At 39.5% G+C, this 14,181-nt stretch carries 14 protein-coding genes and 2 pseudogenes; 11 read left to right on the forward strand and 5 right to left on the reverse strand.

Annotation, left to right across the window (positions count from 1 at the left end; all coding sequences use genetic code 11):
• Positions 1-167 precede the first annotated feature (167 nt).
• From D0463_RS04930 to psiE, 4 genes are all read left to right on the forward strand, one after another.
• On the forward strand, positions 168-527 hold the full coding sequence (locus tag D0463_RS04930) for a response regulator (RefSeq protein WP_117305755.1): 360 nt from the start codon (positions 168-170) through the stop codon (positions 525-527).
• Between the two features lie 139 nt (positions 528-666).
• Complete coding sequence (locus tag D0463_RS04935) at positions 667-1,146, forward strand: CcdC family protein (protein WP_117305757.1); 480 nt, start codon at positions 667-669, stop codon at positions 1,144-1,146.
• 229 nt (positions 1,147-1,375) lie between these two features.
• Entirely contained in the window at positions 1,376-1,576 is a 201-nt protein-coding gene (locus D0463_RS04940) for a cold-shock protein (RefSeq protein ID WP_117305052.1), read from the forward strand.
• 232 nt (positions 1,577-1,808) lie between these two features.
• A complete protein-coding gene (gene psiE, locus D0463_RS04945; protein ID WP_117305759.1) occupies positions 1,809-2,234 on the forward strand; it encodes a phosphate-starvation-inducible protein PsiE in 426 nt (141 codons plus the stop codon).
• A gap of 83 nt (positions 2,235-2,317) precedes the next feature.
• On the opposite strand, the gene D0463_RS04950 is transcribed toward psiE, so the two are convergent.
• Positions 2,318-2,872 (reverse strand): helix-turn-helix domain-containing protein, encoded by a 555-nt coding sequence (locus D0463_RS04950; RefSeq protein WP_117305762.1) that lies wholly within the window; start codon positions 2,870-2,872, stop codon positions 2,318-2,320.
• Between the two features lie 256 nt (positions 2,873-3,128).
• Between D0463_RS04950 and D0463_RS04955 the strand changes: the two genes are divergently transcribed.
• Positions 3,129-3,869 (forward strand): MerR family transcriptional regulator, encoded by a 741-nt coding sequence (locus tag D0463_RS04955; RefSeq protein ID WP_117305764.1) that lies wholly within the window; start codon positions 3,129-3,131, stop codon positions 3,867-3,869.
• A 564-nt stretch (positions 3,870-4,433) separates the two neighbouring features.
• Positions 4,434-4,874, forward strand: a complete 441-nt coding sequence (locus tag D0463_RS04960) for a peptidylprolyl isomerase (RefSeq protein WP_117305766.1) — start codon at positions 4,434-4,436, stop codon at positions 4,872-4,874.
• 93 nt (positions 4,875-4,967) lie between these two features.
• Here the strand turns inward: D0463_RS04960 and D0463_RS04965 are convergent, their stop codons facing one another.
• Positions 4,968-5,408 (reverse strand): hypothetical protein, encoded by a 441-nt coding sequence (locus D0463_RS04965; protein ID WP_117305768.1) that lies wholly within the window; start codon positions 5,406-5,408, stop codon positions 4,968-4,970.
• Positions 5,409-5,420: 12 nt separating this feature from the next.
• A pseudogene (locus D0463_RS04970) lies at positions 5,421-5,760 on the reverse strand (ASCH domain-containing protein).
• Between the two features lie 178 nt (positions 5,761-5,938).
• On the opposite strand from D0463_RS04970, the gene D0463_RS04975 reads away from it, so the two are divergent.
• Positions 5,939-6,463, forward strand: coding sequence for a type 1 glutamine amidotransferase domain-containing protein (locus D0463_RS04975; RefSeq protein ID WP_117305770.1), 525 nt, complete (start codon positions 5,939-5,941; stop codon positions 6,461-6,463).
• 25 nt (positions 6,464-6,488) lie between these two features.
• On the opposite strand, the gene D0463_RS04980 is transcribed toward D0463_RS04975, so the two are convergent.
• Positions 6,489-7,301: an exonuclease domain-containing protein gene (locus D0463_RS04980; RefSeq protein ID WP_160118365.1), complete on the reverse strand. Its 813-nt coding sequence runs from the start codon at positions 7,299-7,301 to the stop codon at positions 6,489-6,491.
• A gap of 143 nt (positions 7,302-7,444) precedes the next feature.
• Here D0463_RS04980 and D0463_RS04985 point away from each other — a divergent pair.
• A pseudogene (locus D0463_RS04985) lies at positions 7,445-7,830 on the forward strand (VOC family protein).
• A 114-nt stretch (positions 7,831-7,944) separates the two neighbouring features.
• Here D0463_RS04985 and D0463_RS04990 read toward each other — a convergent pair.
• On the reverse strand, positions 7,945-10,314 hold the full coding sequence (locus tag D0463_RS04990; protein WP_216824884.1) for a transglycosylase domain-containing protein: 2,370 nt from the start codon (positions 10,312-10,314) through the stop codon (positions 7,945-7,947).
• Between the two features lie 500 nt (positions 10,315-10,814).
• Here D0463_RS04990 and D0463_RS05000 point away from each other — a divergent pair, with 500 nt between their 5' ends.
• The 3 genes from D0463_RS05000 (at position 10,815) to D0463_RS05010 (ending at position 13,549) form a co-directional block, all read left to right on the forward strand.
• Positions 10,815-11,591, forward strand: a complete 777-nt coding sequence (locus D0463_RS05000; RefSeq protein ID WP_117305776.1) for a sugar phosphate isomerase/epimerase family protein — start codon at positions 10,815-10,817, stop codon at positions 11,589-11,591.
• Complete coding sequence (locus D0463_RS05005) at positions 11,584-12,087, forward strand: hypothetical protein (RefSeq protein ID WP_117305778.1); 504 nt, start codon at positions 11,584-11,586, stop codon at positions 12,085-12,087. Before D0463_RS05000 ends, D0463_RS05005 begins: the two co-directional genes overlap by 8 nt.
• Positions 12,088-12,331: 244 nt before the next feature.
• Positions 12,332-13,549: a D-alanyl-D-alanine carboxypeptidase family protein gene (locus tag D0463_RS05010; protein ID WP_117305780.1), complete on the forward strand. Its 1,218-nt coding sequence runs from the start codon at positions 12,332-12,334 to the stop codon at positions 13,547-13,549.
• Positions 13,550-14,181: the final 632 nt, after the last annotated feature.

Below are 14,181 nucleotides of genomic sequence, written 5' to 3' on the forward strand. Positions count from 1 at the left end.
CCAGCTAAAAGGCGAATTAGCACGAAATTTGTCTTACGCTTTTGTTTGAAATCACGACATAAGTCCGATATATTTAAAATTGCGTCTAGCGTTCTTACATAATAATTGAAAGATTTATAGGATAAATCTATCAATTAAGTATTGTTTGGTGCGAGGAGGACTGGGAAATGGCGAGAATACTAATTGTCGATGATGCAAAATTTATGAGAGTCACCCTTTCTTCAATTTTGCAAAGTGCTGAGCATGAAGTTGTGGGTGAAGCAACTAATGGGAAAGAGGCGGTAGCGCTATTCCGTGAACTACATCCAGATCTGGTTACGATGGATATAACCATGCCAGTTATGAACGGACTGGATGCGATAAGAGAGATTAAGCATGAGTTCCCCGATGCTAAAGTGGTTATGTGCTCGGCGATGGGCCAGCAGAAAATGGTAGTGGAAGCCATCGAAGCGGGAGCAAAGGATTTTATTGTAAAGCCTTTTGACGAAAACACTGTCTTAGAAGCGATAAACAGGGTATTAGATTGACCGTTTAGCATAGCTAAACGGTTTTACTTTTTCTTTAAGAAAGGATTTGCTAGTAAGATTAAGAAATCTTTTTATTAGCGCTGTGATAGGGTATAATTGGGATAGAAATTTACCTTAATGGATTAAGGAATGGTTATAGGTGGTATATATTTCATCAGCTTTTGCGATTTTAATGGCAATTATGGCGCTAGTTATTAGAATGAAAGCCTCTGCACGGCCAGTCAGCACAAAGAAAATCATTTTACCGCCTCTTTTTATGAGTACGGGAGCGTTGATGTTTTTGTTTCCGGTTTTTCGGGTAACTCCGTTGAAATTGCTTGAAGCAGTAACCGTAGGTCTAATATTCTCGATCTTTCTAATCAAAACTTCCAACTTTGAAGTGCGTGATGATCAAATATATTTAAGGCGTTCGAAGGCTTTTGCATTTATTTTGATTGGTTTGTTAGTTATTCGTATTGCAGCGAAATTAATTTTAAGCTCATCCATTGATTTAGGAGAGCTGAGCGGAATGTTCTTCCTGCTCGCGTTCGCAATGATCGTTCCATGGCGCATCTCGATGCTTATGAAATACCGTAAACTAAAAAACGGGTGTAGCGATATGAATTTTAAACACATATAGACATACGATAAGCCTGCTCTCCTTTTTCAGGAGAGTTTTTTAATTTGTAATAAATATGTAACAGGACTGAGTCCCAATTTACTTGCTTATTGCGCGAAAAGCTGTTATTCTAAGAAAGAATTATTTTTGTTCGGGATAAACGATAGTAAATGCTTTTTACCGTCTTCATATCACTGAGAGCAAGGATAGTAATACATTGTGTGTTTAACACACTGGGAGGCAATTTTAAATGGAACAAGGTAAAGTAAAATGGTTCAACGCAGAAAAAGGTTTTGGATTCATCGAACGTGAAGGTGGAGACGATGTATTCGTACACTTCTCAGCTATTCAAGGCGAAGGATTCAAATCTCTTGAAGAAGGCCAGGACGTGACTTTTGAAGTAGAACAAGGCCAACGCGGACCACAAGCTTCTAACGTTCAAAAAGCATAATTACTACTCGTTTTGAAAACAGATCCGATGAATATCGGGTCTGTTTTTATTTTGGCTGATTAGAAAGTGCAGAGGTGTAAGTATTACCTCTAATCTCCACCTCCAGAGGCTCCCAGTCGGCGAGTTTTCCTTATGTGAAAATGACAATCTTCAGATGGTCTTCTTATTTTCTTAGTCATCTGGGCAGGATAAAGGGGAGGAATATTTGGTAACCGGAGATTGGAGGATCTTTATGAGATTGAAAAATAAAAAGAAATCGTTGAATGTGCAAATTTCCGTAATTTTTCAGTACGCTCTTAATACTGCCCTGATTCTACAGGCCATTATTTTGTGTATATTGCTTGGTGAGGAAATTGGTTTTTTCATTCATTTTGCTTTTAACCATGAAGGAATCGAAGTTCATTATGAACATTTGGAACGTATCCTTGTTTTCTTCTTGTATTTTGAATTCATTGCCATGATCGTGAAATATTTCCAAGAGAATTATCACTTTCCGATTCGTTACTTCCTTTATATTGGTATTACAGCTTTGATTCGTTTAATTATCGTTTATCATGAGAATCCGGTCCATACACTTTTATTTACATGCGCCATACTCGTGTTAGTCATCAGCTTCTATATTATGAACTCCGCGACAGCACGAAGGGGGAAGCTGTAAGTAGCGAATTATCAATCATAGTGAGGCGGATTAGAATCAAACATGGAGCATTTTAATTTACCTTTGAATTCGCAGGTACAGATCTATACTTTATGTGAATCAATAATCAGGTAATAATGACAGTCATAATCGCTCAAATTTACAAAACGACGTTCGGTGTCGGCTTCAAAAAAAATTGAATCTCCTTCGTCCAATACATGGACATCCTGCCCATTGCCCAACTCAATTTTCAGTTTGCCTTGTGCTACATATATGTATTCCACTACCCCTTGTTTTTGAGAGGGAAGAGGCCCGGATTCCTTTAGTGGGGGGATAACATGAAAAATAAACTCGATTCCGTTTCCTGAAAGCGAAGGTGACAGGAGATGTCGTTCAAACCCTGAAACTTGATTTCTTTGAAATGGTCTTTGATTTTTTCGGATAACGATAACCTCTTGCTTATTATGTTCCCCTAACATTTGTGAAATCGTTACTCCTAATCCTGCCGCTATTTGAGCCGCTATTTGAATAGTGGGGTTTTTCTCCTCCCGCTCAATCTGAGATAACATCGATTTGCTCACATTACTCCGCTTTGAAAGTTCCTCTAAAGTTAAATTCTTTTCCTTACGCACTTTTTTTACACGCTGGCCAAATTCCATGTCATAAACCTCCAGATTAACTTACAATTCACTATAGAGAAACTTTCATCTTAGGTTATATTTTATCAAAAAATAGGATGGAATTAAATTCTATAATAGAGGGACAGCAAGTTATCCGAATTGTAATAGAAATTCCACTGTGGCTAAATAGGCGCAGTATATGATTTTATATAAAATATAAAAAAATTATATTTTTTTATTGACTCTGACGTTACGTGATACTTTAAAGTGATCATTAAGGGGAGGCGAGTACATTTTGAAAGTGAAAGAAGTAGCGGATTTAGTCGGTATTAGTGTGCGAACACTGCATCATTATGATGAAATCGGGTTATTAACCCCGGAGGAGATAACGGAGTCTGGTTATCGGCTTTATTCAGAGGCAAATCTCGAAATGTTACAGCAAATTTTATTTTTTAGAGAACTTGGCTTCCCTTTAAAGAAAATAAAAGAAATTATCAGTAGTCCCGCGTTTAATCGACAGGAGGCGCTGGAGCTGCACCGGCAAATGTTGCTTGAAAAACGCACCCGGCTCGATAAGATGCTTTCGACTATTGATAAGACGATTCTACACTCGAAAGGAGAAATTAACATGACAAATCAAGAGAAATTCGAAGGGTTTGACTTCAGCCATAATCCGTATGAACAAGAAGCGCGAGAACGTTGGGGAGACGAAGCCGTCGACCGCTCGAACACCAAAATTGGGCAGATGTCCAAAGCGGAACAAGAAGCGATGTCACAGGAAATGAATGAAATTTATAGAAAACTGGCGGCCCTTCGCAACGACGCTCCTGATTCCAAAGAATCACAGGCCGCGATTAAAGAATGGTATGACTTGTTGAACAGGATGGGCAATTACTCGCTCGATGCTTTCAAAGGATTGGGTCAAATGTATGTGGACGATGAACGCTTCACTAAAAACATCGACAAATTTGGCGAGGGCTTGGCGAAGTTCATGCGTGATGCTATGGCAATCTATGCGGATAATCATAAAAAATAATGTGAGATTTCATGAAAAGCTTTGGAGCCTGTCTTCCAAGGCTTTTTTTAGATGGGCAGCTTACTTATATCACAAAAGGAAAAGATCTTTTTAGTTGAAGGCCTGTCATTAATTAAATATAGATTCTTAGATTCTTGCTTTTAACTAAAGCTTGAACAAACAAGAACACTGCACTAATTAAAGCTATCATAAATATAAACATCAATATTTGAAAAATTATATCCCCCATATTCATCTTCCCTCATTGGTTTTTCCTAAATTATACCATATTACTTTTGTTCAAAGAACAGCTTTTCGATAACAAGGCATTGATTATAGGTAAAGAGGGAGGTTGCGAACGTTTCAGAAGTACATTCGAAATCTGTTCGGAACCTAGCTCCGAACTCATCGGAAGGTTTTGGATGATTCAGAAGATTGTTCTGAACCTATTCGGAAGTTGCGAATGAATCGTAAGGTGGTTCTGAATGCAGATTTATTCGCAAATAGGAATTCAAAAGTTATTACTTTGAAACCTTTTTATGTTATTATAAGGTCTGTTTAATTATAGAAAAGGAGATGTTTTACATGGCCAAAAAAGGATACATACTTATGCAAAATGGAGAAAAAATTGAGTTTGATCTTTTCCCTAACGAAGCTCCTAATACAGTGGCGAACTTCGAAAAATTAGCGAACTCAGGATTTTATAATGGTGTTGTTTTTCATCGGGTTATTCCGGGCTTTGTCAGCCAAGGCGGCGATCCAACCGGAACAGGAGCGGGTGGCAGCGGTACGACTATTAAATGTGAAACTGAGGGCAATCCTCATAAGCATGAAGCAGGCAGCTTATCAATGGCCCACGCCGGCAAAGATACAGGCTCTAGTCAGTTCTTTATTGTTCATGCGCCTCAGCCACATCTTAATGGAGTTCATACTGTATTTGGGCAGGTCACTTCAGGCCTTGAAACAGCCAAAGCAATGGAAAACGGCGATGTAATGGAGAAAGTAGAAGTATTTGATGCAGAATAATGTAAATGGGGGGAGCAGAAATGCTCTCTCTTTTTTTGTGTAGATTGAATGTAAGAACCCCAGCCATTCATCCAATAAGGCTGGGGCACTTTCTTACCATAAAACCGGTTTAACCACCATGAACCACAGCATAGCCAATAATAAGACGATATAAATCCAGATCGATCGATTTAGTTTAGCAGCGAGTTCTTCTTTATTCTGGCCGTCTTCATGAAACTTCCTGAGGGTTGGTGAAAACGCGCGAGCAAGAAACAACAATGAACAAAACAGGATAATAAGTGTTGTAACAATCCATGGGGTACTCCAAGTCCATGGACCTGAGATAACGAGCAAGATCCCTGTAACAACCAGCACATGTCCTGCATGCTTCGCGAATCGGACGGCAAACCGAAATGTGTCCAAGTAAGCATTCATTTCAGCTTCTGTTGCCATCCTAAGTTTTTTAACAACCGGCAATAAAATAAAAAACGGTCCAATTGAGGCGATCACACTGAGAACATGTATGTAGATTATGATACGGTACAAATAATCCATCTTTTCTGCCTGTTAACCGATGACCGGGCGGAACTCATGCACCCAAACCTTCATGTGAGGAAGCCAAGGCATTCCCGGATGATAGGACAATATAGATTGTTTATATGCCTCTACTGTATTATAACCCTCCTGCCGGGCATGTTCATTTGTTAATTCGCCCAGAGATTGAGAGTACACTCGCTCTACAACGAATTTTTTTTTCCTTTAATATCATGATCTCGCCAACATCAGCATATCTTCCATTCCGGCGTGTCGCGGTTTTTTTACCTTCGATGACTTTGTTGACATCTTCCGCCATCGTTACGAGCTGGTCAATGGTACATGTCTTTGCCGGCAGCTCCTTGTTCGTCATAAAAAAACTCCCTTCAATACGTATCTAACTTAAATGTATCATACTTCGAAAAAGACTACGAAGATAGATATTTTGTCAGGGCATTTATCTTGCATATCACAATAGTAAGTGCTAAATAATGTAGAATAGAAACATAACGGAAAGTCTGAGTTGGAACTTAACAGAAGGAGGAACTTACATGCGCTTAAAAGGAAAGAAAATTGTCAGTCTAGTCCATCATGACTTCGAAGACCTGGAGCTTTGGTACCCCATTTTACGATTGCAAGAAGAGGGGGCGGTTGTTCACCTTGCTGGAGAGAAAGCGAAAGAGAAGTATGTCGGAAAATACGGGGTACCGGCCGAAGCTGATTTTGCTTATGGCGATATAAATGCCGAAGAATACGATGCTATTCTTGTTCCGGGCGGTTGGGCCCCTGATAAAATCAGACGCTTCCCGGAGGTTATTTCACTTGTACAACATATGGAAGAGAACAAGAAGCCGATCGGGCAAATTTGCCATGCGGGCTGGGTTTTAATTTCAGCAAAAGTATTACAAGGGAAGAAGGTGACAAGTACACCGGGCATAAAAGATGATATGGAAAATGCGGGTGCAACCTGGTTTGATGAGCCGGTTGTTGTGGATGGTCATCTTGTATCAAGCAGACGGCCGCCGGATCTGCCGGATTATTTACGAGAACTGATAAAGGTTATCGAACAAAAATAATAGACTCAAAAAACAGGTTAAGTCATTAAACGGACTTAACCTGTTTTTGTAAAATGCTATTGATGATATTGGTTTTGTATTTCTCAAACTGTTTTTCATAATACTTTTCAAGCACGCTGTCAATCTGAAAATCGTCTTTAAATTCAACCCATTTAGAATGCGATTTAAATTCGAACCAAGAAAGATGCAAATTTCCGGTTTTTTTGATAACTGAATTAATTAGTTTCGCATATTTCTTTTTCCCAGGACGATTGATAGTCCCGTCGATAAAATAAAGCACTTTAGCATCACGCTTTGGTTTTTGAACCGAATGAATATCGAACATTTTGGCTAAAGCGATAAAAATTTTTGCCGTACTTTCAGCATCACTCAGTGCTCTGTGGGAATTCGCGTTTTCGTCTATCTCTAGCGCCATTAGTGCTGAAGAAAGACTTGGTGTATTGAACGTCTTGAGCACACCATACATATATACTTCCTGGATATCCATAAAGCTAGCAGGAATAAAGATATCTGTATTGTTTCGAATGCAATCAACCTCAAAGAAACGATAATCTTCTTTGCCCCAAGAGACAAAAGTATAATCTTCCCCTAAAAAGGTAACAAAATCGCGATAACATTCATGAAAAGTCGGGGCGTCTTTGATCATATTTTCATTGATTTGTGTAAGTTTAATGGTGAAACGTGAAAGGGCACAGGAAGGTTTAATTAACGAGGAAAAAGTGTCTATCATTTCACCGTCTTTGTTTAATTTAACGGCGCCAATCTCAATTATCTCACTGGGCTTGTCCGTTTCATAATTGAAGCTGTTTCTCTCGACATCCACAATAATATAATTCATTATCATCACCTTTTTCTATATAAGTATAAATTATAACAGAAAAAGGTTAGTTTGTTTTGAAAAAAATAAGAATACCATCTAACAAATAAAGGAACATAGAATTTATCTAACATATTAAAAGGAGGATTTATTATGATCTATGAATTAAAGTTCGAGTTTCAGATGTGGAACAAGGACAAAAATGGTATCAAACATTTCTTCAGAGAGAGCCGGATTTTATTCCTCATGAAGGATTCATCGAATGGGAGCTAACACCAGACAGCTGGTTGCAAGTCGCAGAAGGAATGCCGGCAGAGGGGAGCGGCCCGTTGCGATTCGGTGTTACGGATATAGAAGCAGAAAGAGATAGAATGATAAAAGAATTACACATAGAAAGCTATGAAGTTTATTCAAGAGAAGAAGTTCCGGTCAAATGGGGTACGTCACCGATCCTTGGGGAAATCGAATTGGTTTTTTTGAATATATAAGTGAGACTGAAATGAATGAAAGAATAAAAACGATTTTAGGAGACGTTGAAAAAGATATATAAAAATGGTTACTATAATAAACGAAGAATTTTGATAGAATTTCAGATTATTGAACGAAACAGCTATCACTCTGATTCAATGCATATAAAGAAAACTCGCCAATCGGCGAGTTTTCTCTATTCTTTAGGCTGATTTGACTTGCCATTCCCTTGCCCCGGAGGCTGTTGCTTTTCCTTGTTCCGCGGAACACTGCTTTCGCCCATATTCCCGGCTCCCTCAGTGTCATTATCATCTTGACCATCATCCGGTGAATCATCATCAGGTGGATCATCATCTGGTTCTTCAGGCGGCCCGTCATCTGAGCCATCATCGTCATCATCATTCTTATTGCCATTGCCCTTATTTGGATCGTTCTTTTGATCAGGGGGTTTAACTTCGGGTTTATCCTCTTTTTCTTCTTCTTCTTTCGTTGCTTTAGGTGCTTCTACTCGCTTTGAAACGGGTTCACTTCTTTTCTTGACTGGCTTATTATTTTTTTGTGCGACCATAACCGGCTGATGCCCTTTTACATAATACTCACCGGAACTGGCGACAACACTGTCTGGCTTTTTGAAGTCCGCGGTGGCTACGTCCTTTGATGCGTATTCCATCAGGTTCTTAAATAAATATTTAGGAATTGTCTGGGACTCCTTTCCTAAATATTCTTTCTTGCCTTCCTCGGGATCATAACCAGCCCAGATGGCCACAGTGTAATTCGTCGTATACCCGGCCATCCAGCTATCTGGAACTCCTTCGGCAGGGATATTGTACGCGATCCGGTCTTTTTCCTCAAAGTTCGTCGATCCGGTTTTGCCGGCAATAGGAAGCGACGGTACATTGGCAAGACGTCCCGTGCCGTAGCTTTCTTTAAGAACGCTTTTTAGCATATCGGATACGATGAACGCTGTTGAATCCTTCATTACTTTCTTGGATTCTACTTGTTTTTCAAAAGCAGTCCCGTCTCTTAACACAATCTTTTTGACTGTGTGAGGCTTCGTATACGTACCGCCATTTCCAAAGGCACTGTAGGCGCCCGCAAGCTGCACCGTTGAAAAGCCATCACCAAAACCCCCGATTGCATATGCTTCATAGATTTGTTTAGGCAAAGGAATACCAAGGTTTACCGCGAAATTTCGCGCTTTATCAAGTCCCACTGCCTGTATCGTTTTCACAGCAGGAATATTCAATGAGCGGCCTAGTGCTTCGCGGATTGACATCGTCCCGTAATAGCGATTGGCTGCATTTTTTAAAGGGACTCCATTGGTATACTGATATTCTTCATCTTTAATAGGATGAGAGGATCCCCAATTCAAATATTCAACGGCTGGACCATAATCAAGAATCGGTTTAATTGTCGATCCGGGCTGGCGTTTTGAATCGACCGCGTAATTAAAACCGCGTGAGACCTTCGTATTCCGGCCGCCGCCGATGGCCCGGATTTCGCCGGTTTTTGTATCCAGCAGTGTAATGCCGGCCTGTAGTTTTTCACTTGGGTACTTAACGATTTCATCGGTATTCAGCATTTTGTAGACATATTCCTGAGCATCACGGTCAAGTGTCGTATGGATCTCCAATCCATCGGTATATACATTGTAATCGCCAATGCTTTCCACTTCTTCGATCACGGTATCGACGAAAGCGTCATACGGGCTCATATCCTTTTTTGTTTCCTTTTTCACAAGCCCTTGGGCAATCGGCACATTTTGAGCGGTTTCCATTTCGTCTTTACTGATAAAACCATGTTTATTCATAAGGTGGAGAACAACATCCCGTCTTTCTTTGCCCTGTTCTGGATTTTCGTAGGGATTATATCGGTTCGGGCTTTGCGGCAACCCTACGAGCATCGCTACCTCGTTTGTCTTTAAATCCTTCAAATCTTTTCCATAATAGACCTTGGAAGCTGTGGCAATACCGTTTGCACGTTCCGAAAAGAAAATTTTATTCACATACATTTCGAAAATTTCTTTTTTCGTATATTTTTGTTCAAGCTTGAAAGCTAGCCACATTTCCTGTACTTTTCGTTTCACCGTTTTATCTGCACTTAAATAGGAACGCTTTACCACCTGCTGTGTCAGTGTACTGGCACCCTGTGAACCAAATCCGTCCGTAAAGTTGGCAAGCACTGCTTTTCCGAGGCGAAGCGGATCGATTCCGTGATGCTCATAAAAACGGACATCCTCGGTTGCCAGCACAGCGTCTTCCACATGTTTCGGTATGTCCTCATAAGCGACAAAATCACGTTTTTCCAGTTCGACCCGTGTCAATAGCTCGCCATTCCCATAATAAATTTTTGAGGAAAGGGGATCCTTCAACAGCTTTTCATCCAGCTCGGGAGCATCACTGATAAAATAGGCAAACGTTGCCCCGGCGGCAATTATAGCGAGGATACTGAAGGCAACCAGGATAAAAGCAATCCGTTTGAAAAGTCCGCCTTTAGTGCTCTTCCGTTTTTTTTGAGCTCCTTTTTGTTTGCGGCGTTCCTCTCGCGTTGTATAGTTTTCAGCCATTTTTAATAGACCTGCCTTTCTTAAATATAACTAAACCTTGCAGTGAAGATTAGAATTAAGAATGCCCGTTTTCTGTGAATCAAGAGTAAAAGGAAAACTAAAGGTTATAGCTGAAAATCATGTGTAGAAGAAGTAATGGATATCCATGGTATTAATGAAAATCAAGGGGATTAAAACTAAGTGACGAAAAATGGGATATAGTGGGTCAAAAAAAGCTATTGTTCTAAAATAAATTCGATACTTCCTGTTGTATTACCTTCTTTCTGAGAGTGATCCGTATGATAATAAATATATTAGTAGTGGACCATACCCGAATTTACGGTTTGTAAAGCCTCTTTTTTAAAGAAACCTTGATTTGTGTATCATAGCAGAATTTCCAGATTACTTCCATTAATTTAGTTTTATTTTTTAAAAATTTCCTTGGTCTTAAAACGGCGATGCCAATAATCCATGTTAGAATTATTTTATATAGGTCATATCCGGAAAAGGAGCTTGCTGTCATGAACCAAATTTCGATTGCCTTACAAATGTATACCCTTCGAGACGAAAGTAACAAAGACTTCGTAGGAACTTTGGAAAAAGTGGCCGAACTGGGATTCCAGGGAGTGGAGTTTGCAGGGTACGGTGACTTTCATCCAGGTGAATTAAGGAAACGAATGGATGAGCTCGGTTTACGCTCTGCGTCCAGCCATGTTCCCATTCATGACCTGGCATATGATATTGAACAAGTCATCCATGATCAGCAAATATTGGGTAGCAACTATGTCGTTTGTCCTTATATTGAGGAGCGATCTGAAGCTGATTATGTCAGACTTATAAACACCTTAAATGCAGCAGGCGAGAAATGCCACAGGGCAGGAATTTCCCTCTGTTACCACAATCATGATTTCGAACTGGAACGTCTGAGCGACGGACGTACGGCATTGCAAATGATTTTAGAGGAAACCAACCCCGAATGGGTGAAGGCAGAATTTGATATTTATTGGCTGACCTTTGCCGGAGAAGATCCTGTGACATGGATGAACCAGTACAATGGAAGAACCCCAATCGTTCATTTGAAAGATATGACGACAGATGGTGAGCGGTTTTTTGCTGAATTAGGGACAGGGGGAGTCGACATTCATTCGGTTCTTGAACTGGGAGAAAGCTCCGGTGTAGACTGGTGGATTGTCGAGCAGGACGAATGTAGAAAAGACCCTTTTCTAAGTGTCAGCGAAAGCATGAATTTCTTTAAAAAAACATTGGGAATCAATCTAGGGCGGTTTAATGATGGCTAAGCTTAAATCAGTAAAAATCGATGGGGAAAGTATTTATATATTTAATAGTGCGATTTATATTTTTCAGTCAACGGCAGGATCCACTTTAGAACTGACTATGATTGTAAGCGAAATAGTTCTGAATAAATATGGCCAAGAGGAAAATTTAATACTAGAGATCGAACTCCAAGACGGAGGAGTGATAAACGCCATAATGCATCCGCAGAGGTTGCCGGACGTTTTGCCGCAACTACACTTATATTGTGAAATAGATGATATTGAAGAGTATGGAAATATAAACATCGTACATGAAAACGATTCTTTTCCAAAAATAGAGGAAGGCATCACGATACAGGACATCAGAAAAGTTGAAATGCCTGATGAAAAGTTGGTCTTAAAGTTAAAACTGCCAATCGACCAGGCTGAGTGGCTGCGTTCGCATAAAGCAACTCTAAATGAGATTCTTAAAGAAGCGATCTATGATTATTGGAGAAAACGGGAGGGAGAAGATACATAGTGTTCGCTCACAAGCGATGCAAAATGAATGCCCAAAAATTTCACCTTCTGATAGGCCCATTTTCATGGTAACATTAATTAATAATCAATTAATGAATGTTCACAACTTAAAAGTGTGGCAAAGAAAATGGAGATTACGTATGTCGGGTACATAAAAAACTCTCTCTTCTGCGGGAGTTTTTTTAATGCATGGATCCTGCACTACCACCAATTTTCAGTATTTGTTTATTTATGGAGGTACATAAATGGGGAAGTTTGGAAAAATAGTTTTAGGAATATCATTATCGGTGGGCGTTGCTCTTCCTCTCGCAGAAACGGAAGCAGCAGCTGCAGTACAGCCTGATATTACAGGCGAATTAGGGGTGGCAATTGACGCGACTACCGGTGAAATACTATACGATAAGAAGGCAAACCAGCAAGGGTATCCCGCGAGTATTACCAAAGTGTTAACGGCTATCGTATTAGATGAGAACATAAAAGCAGATGAAAAAATTACAGCATCAGCAACTGCGGTGAAACAAGATCCCAGTAACCAGGCATTTTTACTGAAAGAAGGAGAACAACTTTCTAAGGAAGATGCCTTAAATGCGATGATGATCAAAAGTTCAAATGATGTTACTTATGCGGTTGCGGAAAAAGTGGCGGGCAGCGTAGAAGACTTCGCTGTGTTAATGAATAAAAGGGCGAAGGAGATAGGAGCAGTAAACAGTCATTTTGTCACACCAAATGGTTTACACGATGACCGTCATGTAACTACACCATACGATATTGCTCTCATTACCAAAGAAGCGATGAATTATCCCACTGTGATTCAAGCAATGGGAACCAAGGAAGATGTCATTCAGACGAATCAACGTGAAGTGAGAATTGTGAATAGAAGTGAAATTCACGATAATCCACTGGCCCTAGGCGGAAAAACAGGGTTTACAAATAAAGCGCGAAACACACTTGTTGAAATCCTCCAGAAGGATGGAAAGACTGTCATTGCGGTTGTCATGAAAACCTCAAGAGCCGAAGAATATAACGATATAGCGATTATGGGGAATCATGCCTTTGACAAGCTGCTTGCAAAGCAGATTATCACGACCGATCAAGTTATGGATACGAAGGAAGTAGAAGGTCAAAAAGTATCTTTATTAGCTGCAGAAGATTTCGTGCTTACTTATGGAAAAGGTGAAAAACCTGAGTACGAAACAAAAATTGAAACAATTGATTTAAAACAAGGATTCAAAGCAGGGGACTTGATAGGTAATGTAAATATCTTAAAAGATGGCAAAGTCATAAAACTAATTCCTCTAAAATCTGATACGACGATTAATGTTGTCAAAAGTTCTAGTATGAACGATAAAGAAGATGAGTCGGGGAGTAAGATCGTTTTTATGGTACTCGTTGGATTCTGCTTCTTGTTAGCTGTGTATCCCAAAAAAAGAAACAGTAAATCTAGAAGAAGGTATTTGGGTTAGTGGCAAGAGGCTTGACTGTAATAATCCGATTTCTTGATAAGCATTATAAAAAGGTTAACTGGTTTATCACATTCTTGTGTGTCTTTGTTTTTTTCTTTTTCCGGAACTATATGACTGGCATATTGTTTTTACTTATAATCGTACATTCAGTGAAATATAGACAATCTATTAAGAAGGCCTTTCAAAGCATATCATTTAAGGCAAAGCTAGCCTATTTGTTTGGCTTCTTCTTCCTAATAAGTATTTTGACGGTGGTTATGATCAATTCGTTAACTTATTTAAATACCATAGGTGCGCCTTTATGGTTAGAATATGTGTATATTTTTATCATCATAAATGTTGCTACATTCGGCTATCTTTTTGTTATGAGATGGTTGATAAAAAGGAAGGCTATCTGAAGGATTTTCGAATCTATTCGGAAGTTCTGAACCATTCGGAAGGTTGTTCTGAAAATAAGTGACGAAAACTAAAGCCCAGGGGAATCCCTGGGCTTTAGTTTTGATAAGATCTGAGGCTCTATAGGATGTTACCAAATGACAGGTTGAAGAAGGGAAACTATATATTTTGTCAAAAAATAAAGGAAGACGGATAAAGATTGTGAATATACAATAAGGGATTTTATTTAAAGATTC

The sequence above is a fragment of the Bacillus sp. V59.32b genome (genome assembly GCF_003429085.1).
Lineage (GTDB): Bacteria > Bacillota > Bacilli > Bacillales > DSM-1321 > Peribacillus.

Bases quoted from the DNA above. Each gene is read 5' to 3' on its own strand.
- D0463_RS04930 (WP_117305755.1), top strand. From the start codon at position 168: ATGGCGAGAATACTAATTGTCGATGATGCAAAATTTATGAGAGTCACC.
- D0463_RS04940 (WP_117305052.1), top strand. From the start codon at position 1,376: ATGGAACAAGGTAAAGTAAAATGGTTCAACGCAGAAAAAGGTTTTGGA.
- psiE (WP_117305759.1), top strand. From the start codon at position 1,809: ATGAGATTGAAAAATAAAAAGAAATCGTTGAATGTGCAAATTTCCGTA.
- D0463_RS04950 (WP_117305762.1), bottom strand. From the start codon at position 2,872: ATGGAATTTGGCCAGCGTGTAAAAAAAGTGCGTAAGGAAAAGAATTTA.
- D0463_RS04960 (WP_117305766.1), top strand. From the start codon at position 4,434: ATGGCCAAAAAAGGATACATACTTATGCAAAATGGAGAAAAAATTGAG.
- D0463_RS04965 (WP_117305768.1), bottom strand. From the start codon at position 5,408: ATGGATTATTTGTACCGTATCATAATCTACATACATGTTCTCAGTGTG.
- D0463_RS04975 (WP_117305770.1), top strand. From the start codon at position 5,939: ATGCGCTTAAAAGGAAAGAAAATTGTCAGTCTAGTCCATCATGACTTC.
- D0463_RS04980 (WP_160118365.1), bottom strand. From the start codon at position 7,301: ATGAATTATATTATTGTGGATGTCGAGAGAAACAGCTTCAATTATGAA.
- D0463_RS04990 (WP_216824884.1), bottom strand. From the start codon at position 10,314: ATGGCTGAAAACTATACAACGCGAGAGGAACGCCGCAAACAAAAAGGA.
- D0463_RS05000 (WP_117305776.1), top strand. From the start codon at position 10,815: ATGAACCAAATTTCGATTGCCTTACAAATGTATACCCTTCGAGACGAA.
- D0463_RS05005 (WP_117305778.1), top strand. From the start codon at position 11,584: ATGGCTAAGCTTAAATCAGTAAAAATCGATGGGGAAAGTATTTATATA.
- D0463_RS05010 (WP_117305780.1), top strand. From the start codon at position 12,332: ATGGGGAAGTTTGGAAAAATAGTTTTAGGAATATCATTATCGGTGGGC.